Annotated in this window: 18 protein-coding genes; 17 read left to right on the forward strand and 1 reads right to left on the reverse strand. The window is 61.1% G+C overall.

Annotated elements, in window-relative coordinates; all coding sequences use genetic code 11:
• The first annotated feature begins 10 nt into the window (after window positions 1-10).
• From mce to AC27VQ_RS24370, 3 genes are all read left to right on the forward strand, one after another.
• Window positions 11-412, forward strand: a complete 402-nt coding sequence (gene mce / locus AC27VQ_RS24360; RefSeq protein WP_488718360.1) for a methylmalonyl-CoA epimerase — start codon at window positions 11-13, stop codon at window positions 410-412.
• A gap of 177 nt (window positions 413-589) precedes the next feature.
• Complete coding sequence (locus AC27VQ_RS24365) at window positions 590-925, forward strand: hypothetical protein (protein WP_488718361.1); 336 nt, start codon at window positions 590-592, stop codon at window positions 923-925.
• 67 nt (window positions 926-992) lie between these two features.
• Window positions 993-1,733 (forward strand): class I SAM-dependent methyltransferase, encoded by a 741-nt coding sequence (locus tag AC27VQ_RS24370; RefSeq protein ID WP_488718362.1) that lies wholly within the window; start codon window positions 993-995, stop codon window positions 1,731-1,733.
• 19 nt (window positions 1,734-1,752) lie between these two features.
• Here AC27VQ_RS24370 and AC27VQ_RS24375 read toward each other — a convergent pair whose 3' ends face one another.
• A complete protein-coding gene (locus AC27VQ_RS24375; protein WP_488718363.1) occupies window positions 1,753-2,448 on the reverse strand; it encodes a dimethylsulfonioproprionate lyase family protein in 696 nt (231 codons plus the stop codon).
• Between the two features lie 386 nt (window positions 2,449-2,834).
• Between AC27VQ_RS24375 and AC27VQ_RS24380 the strand changes: the two genes are divergently transcribed.
• From AC27VQ_RS24380 to AC27VQ_RS24445, 14 genes are all read left to right on the forward strand, one after another.
• Complete coding sequence (locus AC27VQ_RS24380; protein WP_488718364.1) at window positions 2,835-4,652, forward strand: DUF6538 domain-containing protein; 1,818 nt, start codon at window positions 2,835-2,837, stop codon at window positions 4,650-4,652.
• A 410-nt stretch (window positions 4,653-5,062) separates the two neighbouring features.
• Window positions 5,063-6,295, forward strand: coding sequence for a phage portal protein (locus AC27VQ_RS24385; protein ID WP_488718365.1), 1,233 nt, complete (start codon window positions 5,063-5,065; stop codon window positions 6,293-6,295).
• Entirely contained in the window at window positions 6,292-6,492 is a 201-nt protein-coding gene (locus AC27VQ_RS24390; protein ID WP_488718366.1) for a hypothetical protein, read from the forward strand. The genes AC27VQ_RS24385 and AC27VQ_RS24390 overlap by 4 nt, the downstream gene beginning before the upstream one ends.
• Window positions 6,489-6,881, forward strand: coding sequence for a gene transfer agent family protein (locus AC27VQ_RS24395; RefSeq protein WP_488718367.1), 393 nt, complete (start codon window positions 6,489-6,491; stop codon window positions 6,879-6,881). The genes AC27VQ_RS24390 and AC27VQ_RS24395 overlap by 4 nt, the downstream gene beginning before the upstream one ends.
• Window positions 6,878-8,428 (forward strand): phage major capsid protein, encoded by a 1,551-nt coding sequence (locus AC27VQ_RS24400; protein ID WP_488718368.1) that lies wholly within the window; start codon window positions 6,878-6,880, stop codon window positions 8,426-8,428. The genes AC27VQ_RS24395 and AC27VQ_RS24400 overlap by 4 nt, the downstream gene beginning before the upstream one ends.
• A gap of 3 nt (window positions 8,429-8,431) precedes the next feature.
• Window positions 8,432-9,022, forward strand: coding sequence for a hypothetical protein (locus tag AC27VQ_RS24405; protein ID WP_488718369.1), 591 nt, complete (start codon window positions 8,432-8,434; stop codon window positions 9,020-9,022).
• Window positions 9,019-9,372 (forward strand): HNH endonuclease, encoded by a 354-nt coding sequence (locus AC27VQ_RS24410; protein WP_488718370.1) that lies wholly within the window; start codon window positions 9,019-9,021, stop codon window positions 9,370-9,372. Before AC27VQ_RS24405 ends, AC27VQ_RS24410 begins: the two co-directional genes overlap by 4 nt.
• Window positions 9,369-9,968, forward strand: coding sequence for a hypothetical protein (locus AC27VQ_RS24415; RefSeq protein WP_488718371.1), 600 nt, complete (start codon window positions 9,369-9,371; stop codon window positions 9,966-9,968). Before AC27VQ_RS24410 ends, AC27VQ_RS24415 begins: the two co-directional genes overlap by 4 nt.
• Window positions 9,965-10,267, forward strand: a complete 303-nt coding sequence (locus AC27VQ_RS24420; protein ID WP_488718372.1) for a head-tail connector protein — start codon at window positions 9,965-9,967, stop codon at window positions 10,265-10,267. The genes AC27VQ_RS24415 and AC27VQ_RS24420 overlap by 4 nt, the downstream gene beginning before the upstream one ends.
• Window positions 10,257-10,682: an HK97-gp10 family putative phage morphogenesis protein gene (locus AC27VQ_RS24425; protein WP_488718373.1), complete on the forward strand. Its 426-nt coding sequence runs from the start codon at window positions 10,257-10,259 to the stop codon at window positions 10,680-10,682. Before AC27VQ_RS24420 ends, AC27VQ_RS24425 begins: the two co-directional genes overlap by 11 nt.
• The gene (locus AC27VQ_RS24430; protein ID WP_488718374.1) at window positions 10,675-11,091 is read left to right on the forward strand and encodes a DUF3168 domain-containing protein; all 417 of its coding nucleotides are present in this window, start codon (window positions 10,675-10,677) and stop codon (window positions 11,089-11,091) included. Before AC27VQ_RS24425 ends, AC27VQ_RS24430 begins: the two co-directional genes overlap by 8 nt.
• Window positions 11,091-11,408 (forward strand): phage head closure protein, encoded by a 318-nt coding sequence (locus AC27VQ_RS24435; RefSeq protein WP_488718375.1) that lies wholly within the window; start codon window positions 11,091-11,093, stop codon window positions 11,406-11,408. The genes AC27VQ_RS24430 and AC27VQ_RS24435 overlap by 1 nt, the downstream gene beginning before the upstream one ends.
• Window positions 11,405-11,803: a phage terminase small subunit P27 family gene (locus AC27VQ_RS24440; RefSeq protein WP_488718376.1), complete on the forward strand. Its 399-nt coding sequence runs from the start codon at window positions 11,405-11,407 to the stop codon at window positions 11,801-11,803. Before AC27VQ_RS24435 ends, AC27VQ_RS24440 begins: the two co-directional genes overlap by 4 nt.
• Window positions 11,800-13,440 carry a terminase large subunit gene (locus AC27VQ_RS24445; protein ID WP_488718377.1) on the forward strand — a complete coding sequence of 547 codons (1,641 nt, stop codon included), beginning with the start codon at window positions 11,800-11,802 and terminating at the stop codon, window positions 13,438-13,440. The genes AC27VQ_RS24440 and AC27VQ_RS24445 overlap by 4 nt, the downstream gene beginning before the upstream one ends.
• Window positions 13,441-13,446 lie beyond the last annotated feature (6 nt).

Raw genomic sequence — 13,446 nt, forward strand, 5'->3', positions numbered from 1 at the left:
GGAGAGACCCATGCTCGGAGCGCTCAACCACGTCGCCATCGCCGTGCCCGACCTCGCCGCCGCCGCGGACCGCTACGCCGCGCTCGGAGCGACGGTCTCCGCCCCGCAGGACCTGCCCGAGCACGGCGTCACCGTCGTCTTCGTCGAACTGCCCAACACGAAGATCGAGCTGCTCCATCCGCTCGGCGAGGCCTCGCCGATTACCGCGTTCCTCGAGAAGAACCCGGCCGGCGGCATCCATCATCTCTGCTTCGAGGTGGCCGACATCGCCGCCGCCGCCGATACGGTGCGGGCGACAGGTGCTCGCATCCTCGGCGACGGCACACCGAAGATCGGCGCGCATGGCAAGCCGGTGCTTTTTGCCCATCCCAAGGATTTCCACGGCGCGCTGGTGGAGTTCGAGCAGGCGTAAGAGGCGGTCTTCCCGCCATACTGTTGCAAATCCGCAAGGTTTCCAGTCGTTCGACGGGGACAACCACAAAGTTTACGGCAAGCGATTCCCCTTTTGCACGGGCTGCGCTATGGCGAATCGAGGCTCGTTTTCGAGTCGCCCCAACACGGCCGCACCGAAGTCCAAGGAACTGGCACTATGAACTCCCGCATTGCAATTCTGGCAGGCGTCGCGCTTGCCCTCGCCGGATGCACCACCGCCACCGTCGCGTCCAATCCGCTGCAGGCCCGCTGGAACGGCAAGACCGCCGGCACCTTCTTCGCGGCCTACGGCCCGCCGCAGTCCGACGCCGCAGGTTCGGGCGGTTCGACGGTCTACAAGTGGCGCGGCGGTTTTGCCAAGGGCAAGTCCTGCACGGTCGAGTTGACCGTCAGCGAGAGCTACAGGATCAACAATATCCGCGCCGTCGCCGATCGTCCCGATCCGAAGGGCGGCCCGTCGCACTGCGAAAAGGTTCTCGACGCGGCCAAGTAACGGACGCATCGATCGATCCCTTTCAAGGCCGTGCGGAAACGCGCGGCCTTTTCATTTGGAGGACAGAATGCAGGAAGACCGTCTCTATCACGACCCCGAACTCGCCGATTTCTACGATCTCGAAAACGGCTGGTCGCGCTCGCCCGATTTCGACTATTGCCTGTCGCTTGCCAAGGATGCCGCAAGCGTGCTCGACCTCGGCTGCGGCACGGGCGAGCTTGCCGCAGCGCTGGCTGAGGGCCGGACGGTCGTCGGCGTCGATCCGGCGCCCGCGATGCTGGAGATCGCGCGGGCAAAACCGGGCACGGCGGAGTTCATCGAGGGCGATGCGCGCACGCTGCGGCTCGGCCGCCGCTTCGATCTCGTGCTGCTCACCGGCCACGCCTTCCAGGTCTTCCTGACGCCGGAGGACCGCCGTGCCGCGCTCTCGACCATCGCGACCCATCTCGCCCCCGGCGGCCGCTTCCTCTTCGACAGCCGCAACCCCGCCTGCCGCGAATGGGAGGAATGGGGACCGGAGGAATCGCTGCGCACCGTCGAGCATCCCCGCTTCGGCCCCGTCTCCGCCTGGAACGATGTCAGCGAGGACCCCGCGACCGGCATCGTCACCTATGGCACCCATTATGAAATCCAGGCCACCGGCAAACGCCTTTCGGCCGCCTCGCACATCGCGTTTCCGGAAAAGGCCGAGTTGGAAGGTTTGATCGCCAAGGCCGGCCTGCGGGTGGATCGCTGGCTGGGCGACTGGGAAGGAAACGAATGGCGCGCGGGCGCGAAGGAACTGATCCCGCTCGGCGGCCTGGCTTAGAAACAGGCACGCCTGCGCGTCAGCGGCTCTGCAAAAGATGCGCCCACAGCATCATCAGCGGCCGGGCCGTGGAACGCATGGCAAAGTGGCTTCCCGCCGGATAGTGCAGCGCCGTGCCCAGGCGGCGCCGGCTCCAGTCGCCGCCTTCGAGCGTGAACTCGCCGTCCGTCAGCGGAAGAACGACGGATGGGTAAGGCTGGATGAAATCGGGAAAACGCGTATAGGGCGCCAGAAGGGTCAGACCGATGCGGACGTCATTGCGCTGCTCCAGGCCATGTTCGCCGATCAGCACCGCATGCGCATGGTCGCGCTCGAAATTCACGCTGGCATAGGGTCCGGCCGGCCCCTGATGCCAGACCATGGAATCACGCAGGTCGCCGAGCGCCTCGGAAAGCCCTCGCCCCTGGGCACCCTGCTTGGAGAGAAGGCGTAGCGCCGTATCGAAGCTCGCCGGGCGTGCGCCCTTGATCGCGGGATCGCCCACGGCCGTCACATGCGCGCCCGGCTTTTGTAGCTTGTGGATCACCTTGCATCCGGTGAAGTTCGCCATCAGCGGCGAGGCCGGCGATACGATCACATTGCCCATCGTATCGATGACATGCTGCAACGCCTTGGGCCGCCCGCCCCATGAGCGGCTTGCACTGCGCGCCGCACCCGCTGGCGTCGCCAGGAACGGGTCCCTGCTCTCCTGTTTGCGCCGGTTCGATGAGGTCATGCGTTTCATCCGACATGTCAAAAACGACAGGGGTGCCACCGGCCATTGAACGAGGCCGACAATGGCCAAACGGAATGAAGGAGAATCCGCCGGAGATCAATGTGCCCCGACGACTTTTGCGGTCGTAGCAGCGTTCATTTGTGGCAATGCCCGTCAAACCACGAGGTTGTCATCCAGCAACGCATGGAAGCGGCAGGATTCGTGCGATTGAGCCTGATCGAAATGGATTCTGTTTGCTTGAAAAGAGCAGCGTGGCTGGGGCGCCAGGACAGTAATCCAGCCAATCCTAGCGCCTTATTTTCTCTCAACATATTGCAATTAAACACATATTTCCGCTATAACTGTTCCGGTAAGATGTTCCGGTTTACTGTTCCGAAAGCGGTCTCATGGCTCGACGTTCTAATCTTATTCGACGCGATGGCGGCACCTATTATGCCCGCGTTTATGTCCCGACCGACCTGAGGGAGCACTTCCCGAGCGAGGACAAAAAGGTCTCGCTTCGCACCAAGGACGAGAACGTTGCAAAGCAGCGCCTCTATCCAGAGCTTCAGAAGTGGGAAGCAATTTTTGAGGATATCCGCGCCCGTCGTGAGATGACAGCCGACGACAAGGCGCATGCGACATGGCAACACTACGAAGCGACCCTTGAGCGCGACGAACAGCAACGGCAGCATCTACCTACCAAGCTCGACATAGATGCAGCCATGGCAAGCGCCATCGATCAGGCGAAAGTCATCGGCATTGATATGGGTAGCAAGCTCGCCCTCATGGATGCCGCCCTCGACGTCATGACTCTCACCGAGCAACGCAAATACGAGGCGAATGCCCGGAAGGTGAAGCTGGAGCATTTGCAGCGTCATCTTCAGGAGGGAGAAACAGCCCTCATCGATCACGACATTGCGGATTACGCGGCGCGAAATCGCTTGCTCATCGATGAGAAGCACCCCGATTGGAGGGATACGGCGCGGCGCATGATCCGTGCCGAAATTGAAGCTCTAAAACGCGGCATGGAACGCGATGCCGGCGACTACACCGGCAAGCCGTCCGACCCCATCGTTAAGCCGGCCACCGGGAAAGCGCGCGAAGCAGCAGCGCCCGGCGAAGGCATCATGGAACTATTCGCGATCTATGAGCGCGAGAACCCAAAGGGCATCACGACCGACACGCTCAATCAAGCACGGCGCGACATAGGCACCTTCCTTGAGCATGTCGGAAGCACGTGCCCAGTGCATCGCATCGACAAGAAGGCCGTTCGCGAGTGGAAAGCGCTTCTGATGCGCTATCCCGTCAAGGCGACCGAGACAAAGGCGTTCGCCGGTATGTCGCTGGCGCAGATCGTGAAGCACAACGAGGAAGTCGGCAAGCCGACCCTCACCCCGCGCACCGTCAACCGCTATCTCTCCAGCCTCGGCGCGTTCTGTAACTGGCTTGTCAATCACGGATACCTCGACCAGAATCCGACCGATGGCATGGCGCTGGCAAAGGAAAAGAAGAAGAGCACCCTTCCCTTCACCATCGACCAGATGAACACCCTGTTCCTGTCTCCCCTGTTCACCGGATGCCAGAGCGCGACCGAGTGGAATAAGATCGCCAAGCCCGGCAATGTTCGCATCCGCGACCATCGCTATTGGGTGCCGTTGATCATGCTCTTCTCTGGTGCACGCCCGGCAGAGATTGCGCAGCTTTCCGTGAGCGATGTTCGCCAAGAACACGGCCATTGGATAATGCACATCACCACCCTTGGCGACGATGACAAGAGCGTGAAGACCGAAGGTTCTATGCGCGTGGTGCCGATCCATTCTGAATTGGTGAAGCTTGGCTTCCTCGACTATCACGCTGGCATGAAGCAGGCGGGACAGGCGCGGCTCTTCCCGTTGGCAGAGCGCAATTCACGCGGCCAGATGATTGCGGATTTCTCACGTGAGTTCGGTCGCTACCTCATCCGGCTCGGGATGAAGACCGGGCGCGGCCTTTCACTCTATAGTTTCCGCCACGGCGCGGCCGACGCCCTTCGCCGCGCTGGCTATCTGGACGAGAACTTTGGTTTCATCCTCGGCCACACCAAGGCGAGCACGACGGGGATTTACGGTATCCTACCGCAGGGGATGCTAGAGCAACGCGTAGAACTCATCAGCGCGATTGCTTATCCGGGCTTGAAGCTGAATCATCTGAGCGAGAAGCATGTCGGCGAAGCACAGCTCTGAGATGGTTCAGTGCGAAATCCCCACAACTCACAGGCAAACGGCACAAAATATAGGGTTCAAACTTCGTTCACAAACCAGCCCTTGACGGGAATCGGCCGAATAGAGTTACTGGTTATGTTCCTGCGATGGTGGCGATGACCGGTGACGCAACCACCGGCCATCGCAGCAGTAATGCCTGGGAACTGGCTCCCCTTGGAAGGCATGAGGACTGCCATCGAGTCCTTATGTTCCATCATAATTTCCTCTGCGCGATTTCCAAGGCCTTTCTTGCCATCGCGCAGCCTCATCCAAAACATCACAAATATCGATATTTTATCGAAAATTCATCAATTTCTGTGAAATAAAGGATTCACACCAGATTCCGAGTGTGTCAAAATTCTCCTCAAGTTGAATTGAGGATGGATTGCCTAGTGCTGGAGAGTATCAAGAAAGCGGCTATGAAGCCGCTGAATAACCTAGTCGCGAAGAAGGCATATTCCCTCTTAGACGAGCGCCTCGGGGAGCTTCTCGGTGTCAGACCTACTGTATCCGGCGTCAATGTGGCCGGTAACTCCGCACTGTGTGTTCCCGCTGTTCTTCAGGCAGTGCGGCTTATCTCTGAGACCATCGGCTCTCTTCCTTGCAAGCTCTATCGCGAGATTGACGCCGTCAAGGAAGCCGCGAAAGATCATTCGGCTTATCGCATCGCCCATCGTCGGGCGAACGAGTGGACCGGCGCAGGCGAGCTTCGCACCGTCCTGACTGCGGACGCCCTCATTCATGGCAACGGCTTTGCGAAGGTGGTCCGGTTCGAGGATGGCCGGCCGTTCGAGCTACACCGCTTGAAGCCGGCCAAGGTCACTATCCTCGAGGACAGCGTGACCGGCGCGCCCGTCTATCGCGTTTCTGAAGTCGCCGGCACCCGCGACTATCCGCACACCGAAATCCTTCACGTTCCGTCGTTCCTCGACACGTCGCCGATTACTTTCGGCAAGGAAGGTATCGGCTTGTCATCTATTCTTGAGCTTGAAGCTGCCCGTTTCTTTGGCAGCGGGCGGCGTCCCGCTGGCGTCATCTTGAACGACAAGCCGCAGGGCGGCGAAGCCGGTCACAAGACCCTTGAAAATATCAAGGCATCTTACCGAAAGTGGCAGGGCGGCAGCAGCCTCGACCCACTCGCCCTTGATGCAGGTTGGAAGTTTGATCAGCCAGCCATGACCTCGACCGACGCGCAGTTCCTTGAGAACCGCACGTTCCAGCTTGCCGAAATCGCCCGCATCTTCGGCGTCCCGCCGCATCTCTTGTTTGACCTCGGTCGAGCGACGTGGAGCAACGCCGAACAGATGGGCGCGAGCTTCCTCCAGCTTTGCCTTCGCCCTTGGCTCGACCGCTGGCAGGACGCTTTCACGACTGTTCTTCTCAGCGAGGACGAACAGGACAACCATTATTTCGAATTCGTTACGGCCGACCTTGAGCGCGCCGACGCTGCCGGCCGTGCTGATATCTATGCCAAGCTGATTGCGGCGCGCGTCTACACGCCGAACGAAGTCCGCGCCCGTGAGAACCTGCCGCCCCTGCCGGGCGGCGACTACCTCGCAAACCCCTACATCACCACGACCACGACCGGCCCGGCCAAGAGCGAGCCGGCGAAGGAGATCGCATGAGCGAGAATATCACCCTTCAGATTTCCGGCACTCCGCAATCGGTTTTGCGTTTTCTGAATGGCCTGAAACAGCCGGCGCGGGAAAACCCCCGGCCGTGGTGGGCAACGGAAACGCCATGGTTTGAGCGTCATGGCAAGCTCACCCCTGCGGAGGCAGCAGACTTGGAGGCCGGCACCTACGGCACGCGCTCCGCATGATGGAGCACCGCGCTTTCTTCGGCGACGGCGAAAAGCTGTTCGCTTTTCCGACCCGCGAACTTATCGAAGAGCTTGAGGCGAAGACCGGCCACGGCATCGGCGCGCTGTTCCGGCGCTTCCGCACGTCCGACTATTCGTTCATGGACGTGCTTCAGGTTCTTCGGCTCGGCCTTATCGGAGGCGGCACGCCGCCCCGCGAAGCCGACCGCCTCGTTGGCGTTTATAGCGTTGGACGCCCGCTGACCGAAAGCTTCGACGTTGCGGATGGCGTCATTGCCACCCTGTTCTTCGGCAACGAAACCGACAGCCAGGACGAAACGCGACAGGCCGCAGCGTCCGGCGATATGACCGCCGCCATCAACGCCGCCCTTGAACAGGTGCCGGTATGAAGAACAATTCCATGCTTCTGAAGGCGACCGTTTCGATTGATGAAGCGGGCACGGTAACGGGTATCGCATGGCCCTTCAACGGCCCCGACACTGAAGGGGATATCATCCAGAAGGGCGCATTCAACTTCGCCCCGGACGTTCCTATGATCATCGATCATGACGGCCGGCAGGTTGTCGGCGTCTGGAAGTCCTACCGGGAAACCGATGCCGGCCTTGAAGTCACCGGGCGCTTGTTTCTTGAGGCGATTGGTCCGGCGCGTGAGGCGCACCGCCTGCTTCGCAAGGGCGTCATTACCAACCTTTCTATTTCTGGCCCGGTCAATGCCAGCGAGCCGCTCCCTATGGGCGGGCGAGATATCTGCGACCTCACCGTGACGGAAATCTCCCTCTGCAAAAATGCTCGCGCCGTAAATCGCGGCGCTCGCGTCACCCTCGTCAAGTCCATCATCGAAGGAAACCAAATGGAAAACGAACTTGAGACCACGCCGGAGGCTAAGGCCGATCCGGTTATCAGCGCCGAAGAACTGAAGGCCCTGAGGGACGACATGAAGCTGGTCAAGGCCAAGCTCAACCGTCCGACCGCAGCGAACAGCAATCACCCGGCCGCCGAGAACGACAACGGCGTGAAGAAGGCGTTCGCGTCCTATCTCCGCACCGGCATCGAAGGCGCACCGGAAACCGTCCGCAAGGCTCTGACCGTCTCCAGCGATGCGCCCGGCTATGTCCTCGCCCCTGAAGAGACCAGCGGCGAATTCATCCGCAACCTTGTCGAGTTCTCGCCGGTTCGCGGCATCGCCGATGTTCGCTCGACCGGCTCGCACACCATCATCCTGCCGAAGCGCCTGACCGTCACTAACGCGAAGTGGAAGGGCGAGGCCGTCGCATCGGAAGCGTCCGAACCGACGTTCGACCAGATGGAATTCAGCGTCAAGGAAATGACGACGCACGTTGATGTCGGCAACTGGCTTCTGGAAGATGCCAGCCATGACGTTGAGGCTGAAATCCGCCTCGCGCTCGCCGAAGACTTCGGCGCGAAGGAAGGTCTCGCATTCGTCAAGGGTAGCGCTGCCGTCGAGCCGAAGGGCTTCATGACCGAGACCGGCATCGGCGAAAGCCTCAACGGCCACGCCGCGAACCTTTCCGCCGACGCCCTGATCACCCTCATGTATTCGCTGCCGGGCATCTACCGGAACCGTGGAACGTGGGCCATGAACGGCACCACGCTTGCCGCCGTCCGCAAGCTCAAGGATGGGCAGGGCAATTACCTCTGGCAGCCCTCCTATCAGGCAGGCCAGCCGGAAACGATCCTCGGCCGCCCTGTTGTCGAGCTTCTCGATATGCCGGACATCGCCGCAAACGCCTTCCCGATCATCTTCGGCGACTTCAAGGCTGGCTATCGCATCTATGACCGTATCGAGCTTCAGGTGCGCCCCAACCCGTATCTTCTGGCAACCGAAGGTCTCATTCGCTTCCATGCGCGCCGTCGCGTCGGCGCTGGTGTCGTCCGCAAGGATGTCTTCCGCAAGCTGAAGATGGCGACGGCCTAATCCATGAACATGCGGCCCGCATACGAACAGGTGAGGATTGAGCACAACGGCCATGTCGTCGTGCTCCGTCCTTCCTTGCGGGCCGCTGCCACCCTTGAGGCCCGCCACGGCTTCCCGGCACTCGTTCGGGCGCTGGACGACCTCAACCTCACGATTATCAGCGATACCATCCTGACGGCTTCTTCCTCGCAGGATGGTGCGGCCTTCCTTTTTGGTCATTCTGGAAGGCCGCTATTCTCTTTCTTCCTCGCCGTGCGCGAGCCGCTCGCCGATCTCATTTCCATGTTTACGCCGGCACCTGTCCAGCAGGACACGGCCCCGCGCTCCGACAAGCCTCTGCCGTGGGCTGACTTCTATCGTGACCTCTATGACATTGCGACGGGCTGGCTCGGCTGGACCCCGGAAACCGCGTGGAACGCCACACCGACCGAAATCACCCGCGCCCATGCCGCTCATATCGACAAGCTCAAAGCCATCCATGGCAGCAGCGAACCGGAGAAGCCAGAGCACGACCCGCGCGAAGAGGTTTCCGAAGCAGATGCCCGCTCCGGCCTTGATCAGCTTAGGGCGAACGCCAAGCGAGGCCGCGCATGAGCCTGCCACCTCGCATCTGCTCTTGTGGCCGCGTCGTGCCGAATGGCGTTCTTTGTGAATGCCAGCGCCGCGCCACACAGGAGCGTAACGCCCGCCATGACGCTCGCCGGCCGTCCGCTGCCAAGCGCGGCTATAACCATGAGTGGCGCAAGGCTCGCGTCGAATACCTCGCCAGCCATCCCCATTGCCGCGAATGCAGTAAGGCCGGCATCACGCGCCTTGCATCCGTCGTGGATCACGTCATCCCGCACCGTGGCGACAACCGCCTGTTCTGGCACCGGGCCAACTGGCAACCCCTCTGCAAGCCCTGTCACGACAGCGTGAAGCAGCGGCAGGAGCGCGCCCTATGAGTCCGGCTGAACGTGCCCGCGAGATCGACAAACAAGAGTTTGCCGCCGAATGCGCAGCAGTTCGCAAGCGCGCGCTTGCCTATGCAAAGCAGCGCCGCAAGCATGAAAGGAAGCAGTTCGAAGCATGGTTGCGAGACGCTCCTGCTCTGCCAACCGGCCCTGCACCGCTCAAGATCAAACGCGAGACGAACACCTACACGGTCGATGGCGTAAGTCGCTCGGTCGAAGGATGGGCCGATCATATCGGCATCAGCAAAAGCGCCGTTGTCGCGCGTTTGAAAAGGTTCGGCTCCATGGAAGCTGCCGTTTCGGCAGGCATCGGCAACATGCGCGGCAAGCGCATTGTCACCGTCACCGTCGATGGAGAAGCGCGCACCCTCAAGGAATGGGCCGCTCATCTCGGCATAACCTATCTCGCCTTGTCACAGCGCATTCATAAGAAAGGCAGTCTTGAAGCAGCTATCGCCATGGGTGGCCCGCAGTGTCGAGGACGCACACCGGGGGTGGTCTCTAATTTGCCAGCCTCAACAGGGACCGGCGCGGGGAGCACCGCGCAAGAGACCCCGAATTTAACTTTTTCAGGAATTGAAGCATGACCGCTATTAGCCTCGACCTCGCCAAGTCTCATTTGAAAGTGGATGGAACCGCCGAAGATGAGCTTATTGCGCTCTACATCGACGCCGCAGAACAGTGGGCCGGCAACTACATCGGGAAGCCGATTGCTGACCTCGACCCCGTTCCGGCAGACGTAAAGCTCGCCGTTTTGCGGCTTGTTTCCTTCTATTTCGAGTGCCGGAACATCGCCACCTTCGGCATTTCCATGCAGCTTACGCCCCAGAACATCGCTTCGATCCTCGATAGCTACCGTGAAAAGTGGTTCACCGATGGCGAGTGAGGACGGCCTTGACGACCTCATGCGGGCGTTCGACCGGGCGAAGAATGCCCCGCGTCAGCAGATCACGAAGGCGCTTGTCGCTTCGGCGAGCGAACTGGCGTCTGCGCAGGCGCACCTTGCGCCGAAGGATACCGGCGCGCTCGCCGACAGTATCGCCGTCACCGGCCCCGGCGAGGCCACGCCGGCTTACAGCCAGCCGGGCGGCGCGCGTGTCGCTGGACCGCATGAGGTGATCGTCTCGGCCGGCAATACCGATGTTCGATACCCGCATCTTGTTGAATACGGGACCAGCAAGACCGAAGCCCAGCCGTTTTTCTGGCCGGCGCTTCGCCTTCTCCGCAAGCGCCTTCAGCAGCGCATTGACCGCGCCGGCCGAAAAGCCGTGCGCGATGCATGGAATGATACCAATGTTTGAACCGACCCTTGCCCTTCAGACGGCAATCCGCACCGCGCTTGTTGGCACGCCGGCCGTGACCGCGCTTGTCCCTGCCGATCATATCCGTTCCGGCAGCACCCGGCCCGACAAGACGCCGGCCATCATCATGAGCGACGGCAACACGTCATTGCACGGCCAAGATTATACCAGCCAGCGCACGGCATGGGTCTATCTCGACCTTCATGTATGGACGCTCGACGCCGGCCCGGATGCTGCAAAGGAAATTGCCGGCAATGTCATGGCCGCGCTGGATAAGCGCAACATCGCGGTCGAAGGCGGCTATTGCGATCACTTCCGAGTCACGGCGTCGCGGTTTCCGCGCGACCCTGACCCCGCCTATGGGCACGGCGTCCTTTCCGTCGAAGCCCTCGTTCGGTGGTTCGTATAATGCTCAATATCGGGAACATGGATCGCCGTATCACCATCGAACGCGAGACCGAGACCGTGAAGCCGTCCGGCAGCGTCGTGAAGGCTTGGACGCCGGTTGCGACCGCGTGGGCCGAAATCCTTCAGCAGACGGCCAGCGAATTCTTCACCGGCTATGGCGAGGCAGAGACCGGCACCGTGATTTTCCGTGTCCGATATCGTCCTGGCATCACCACGGCCGACCGCGTGACCTATGCCGGCACGGCCTACGGTATCAAGGAAATCAAGGAACTCGGCAGGCGTGACGCACTTGAACTTCGCGGCGAGGCCCTGAAGTGACCCACCTTCGCGGCGTCAAGCCGGCCGTTGAACGCGACAGCAACGCGCTGACGAAGGCACCTTCGGCACCGAAGCACCTTTCGGCCTATGCCCGCGCCGAATGGAAGCGGATCATGCCCGGCCTTATTGAGCGCGGCATCATCACGCGCGGCGACCTCGGCGGCATCGAAGACTTGTGCATGGCGCGCGGCTTTGCCCGCGAGGTTGAAGACGCCCGGCGTGCGGCCCCGATGGATAAGGTTCTGTTCGGGATGCAGAACCGCGCCTTGCAGACGGCCCGGCAGCTTGCGGCGGAATATGGCTTGTCGCCGACCAGCCGCGCCCGCGTCGGCAGCGCAGCCGCAGACGATGACGAAAGCGACAATCCCATGATGATCGGCAGGAACCGCCCTTGAGCAAGAGCGCGTTCCCGCATTGGATTTATGACGGCAGCAAAATTGAGGACCCGTTCGGATACGGACAGGAAGCTGTTGATTTCATTCGAGCACTGAAGCACCCGGCTAGCACTGCACCGAAGCAGGGCTTTCAGCTTTTCGACCCGTTCGAGCGAATGACGCGCCGCATCTATGGCCCGCGCCATCCTGACGGCTCCCGCATCGTGCGGACCGTTTTCAATATGCTCCCACGCGGCAACCGGAAGACCAGCCACGCCGCAGCGTGGGCGCTTCTCCATACCATCGGCCCGGAAGCTCGGCCGGCTGGACAGGCGATCTTTGCCGCGTCCGACCGCGAACAGGCGGGTATCGGCTTCAAGGAAGCCGCGAACATTATCCGTGAAGATCGTCGGCTTGTCGGCGCAACCCGCATTTATGACGCTCACAATTCGGCAAAGAAGATCATTTGCAAGCCAAACAAGGCCGAATTGCTCGCCGTGTCCAGCGATGGGGCGGCGCAGCACGGCAAGACGCCTTCCTTTGTGCTTGTCGATGAAATCCATGCTTGGAAGGGTCGCGACCTCTGGGAAGCGCTGAAGTCCGGCATGGCGAAGGTTCCCGATACCCTCATGATCATCGCCACGACCGCAGGCCGTGGACAGGAGAATATCGGTTTCGAGCTTTACGATTATGCCCGGAAGGTCGCGACTGGTGAGATTGACGACCCGTCTTTCCTGCCGATCATCTTTGAGGCCGAACCGGGCGACGACTGGCGCGATGAAGCCGTTTGGCACAAGGTCAATCCCGGCCTTGCGCATGGCTTCCCCGATCTTGGCGGATTGCGGACGATGGCACGCGAGGCCGAACATCGGCCGGCCGAACGGTTCGCCTTCCAGCAGTTCCACCTTAATATGTGGCAGGCCGCATCCCGCGATCCGCTCTTTGACATGGCCGTCTATGACGCTGGCCGTGATCCGAACTTCGACCTCGCCGATCTTGAGGGCTTGCCGTGCTGGCTTGGTGTGGACTTGTCCCGTTCCGGCGACCTGACCGCTATCGTCGGCGCTTGGCGTCATGACGATGGCCGCATCACCGTCCATCCGTGGTTCTTCCTGCCGTCTGAAGGCTTGGAGGACAAGGCCAAGATCGAACAGGCCCCATATCCCCGGTGGCGCGACGACGGCCTGTTGACCGTCATCGACGGCCCGGTGATCGAACCGGACGTGATCGCTGACCGTATCATTGGCCTTTGCGGCACTTATGACGTGCGGGAAGTCATCTTCGACCCGTCGCTTGCCGGCCCGCTCATGGCGAAGCTCATGGATGCCGGCATCAACGTGCTTCAGGTGCCGCAAACGGCGAAGCACATGCACGGCCCGATTTGCGACCTTGAGCGTATCGTGAACGGCCGGCGCATTCGTCACGGCGCACACCCGATCCTTCGCAACCACTTCGAAAGCGTCGTGGTGAAGCGCGCGACCAGCGCCAGCGAATTGACGACGATGCACAAGGGCACCCGTCACAGTAACCACATCGACGGCGCGATTGCGTCGGCGCTTTCCGTCTTCCGGGCAGCGGCGAACGATAATCAGCGCTCAATCCACGAACTCGACCCCGATGAATTTGACCGGATTCGCGAAGAAGCCGCAGCCGCATAAGGATAT

It is taken from the genome of Shinella sp. 20P9.1.1, assembly GCF_057798995.1.

Coding starts and splice junctions, on each gene's coding strand:
- AC27VQ_RS24380 (WP_488718364.1), top strand. CDS start 2,835: ATGGCTCGACGTTCTAATCTTATTCGACGCGATGGCGGCACCTATTAT.
- AC27VQ_RS24415 (WP_488718371.1), top strand. CDS start 9,369: ATGAGTCCGGCTGAACGTGCCCGCGAGATCGACAAACAAGAGTTTGCC.
- AC27VQ_RS24395 (WP_488718367.1), top strand. CDS start 6,489: ATGATGGAGCACCGCGCTTTCTTCGGCGACGGCGAAAAGCTGTTCGCT.
- AC27VQ_RS24365 (WP_488718361.1), top strand. CDS start 590: ATGAACTCCCGCATTGCAATTCTGGCAGGCGTCGCGCTTGCCCTCGCC.
- AC27VQ_RS24400 (WP_488718368.1), top strand. CDS start 6,878: ATGAAGAACAATTCCATGCTTCTGAAGGCGACCGTTTCGATTGATGAA.
- AC27VQ_RS24425 (WP_488718373.1), top strand. CDS start 10,257: ATGGCGAGTGAGGACGGCCTTGACGACCTCATGCGGGCGTTCGACCGG.
- AC27VQ_RS24435 (WP_488718375.1), top strand. CDS start 11,091: ATGCTCAATATCGGGAACATGGATCGCCGTATCACCATCGAACGCGAG.
- AC27VQ_RS24410 (WP_488718370.1), top strand. CDS start 9,019: ATGAGCCTGCCACCTCGCATCTGCTCTTGTGGCCGCGTCGTGCCGAAT.
- AC27VQ_RS24390 (WP_488718366.1), top strand. CDS start 6,292: ATGAGCGAGAATATCACCCTTCAGATTTCCGGCACTCCGCAATCGGTT.
- AC27VQ_RS24420 (WP_488718372.1), top strand. CDS start 9,965: ATGACCGCTATTAGCCTCGACCTCGCCAAGTCTCATTTGAAAGTGGAT.
- AC27VQ_RS24375 (WP_488718363.1), bottom strand. CDS start 2,448: ATGACCTCATCGAACCGGCGCAAACAGGAGAGCAGGGACCCGTTCCTG.
- AC27VQ_RS24370 (WP_488718362.1), top strand. CDS start 993: ATGCAGGAAGACCGTCTCTATCACGACCCCGAACTCGCCGATTTCTAC.
- AC27VQ_RS24405 (WP_488718369.1), top strand. CDS start 8,432: ATGAACATGCGGCCCGCATACGAACAGGTGAGGATTGAGCACAACGGC.
- mce (WP_488718360.1), top strand. CDS start 11: ATGCTCGGAGCGCTCAACCACGTCGCCATCGCCGTGCCCGACCTCGCC.
- AC27VQ_RS24430 (WP_488718374.1), top strand. CDS start 10,675: ATGTTTGAACCGACCCTTGCCCTTCAGACGGCAATCCGCACCGCGCTT.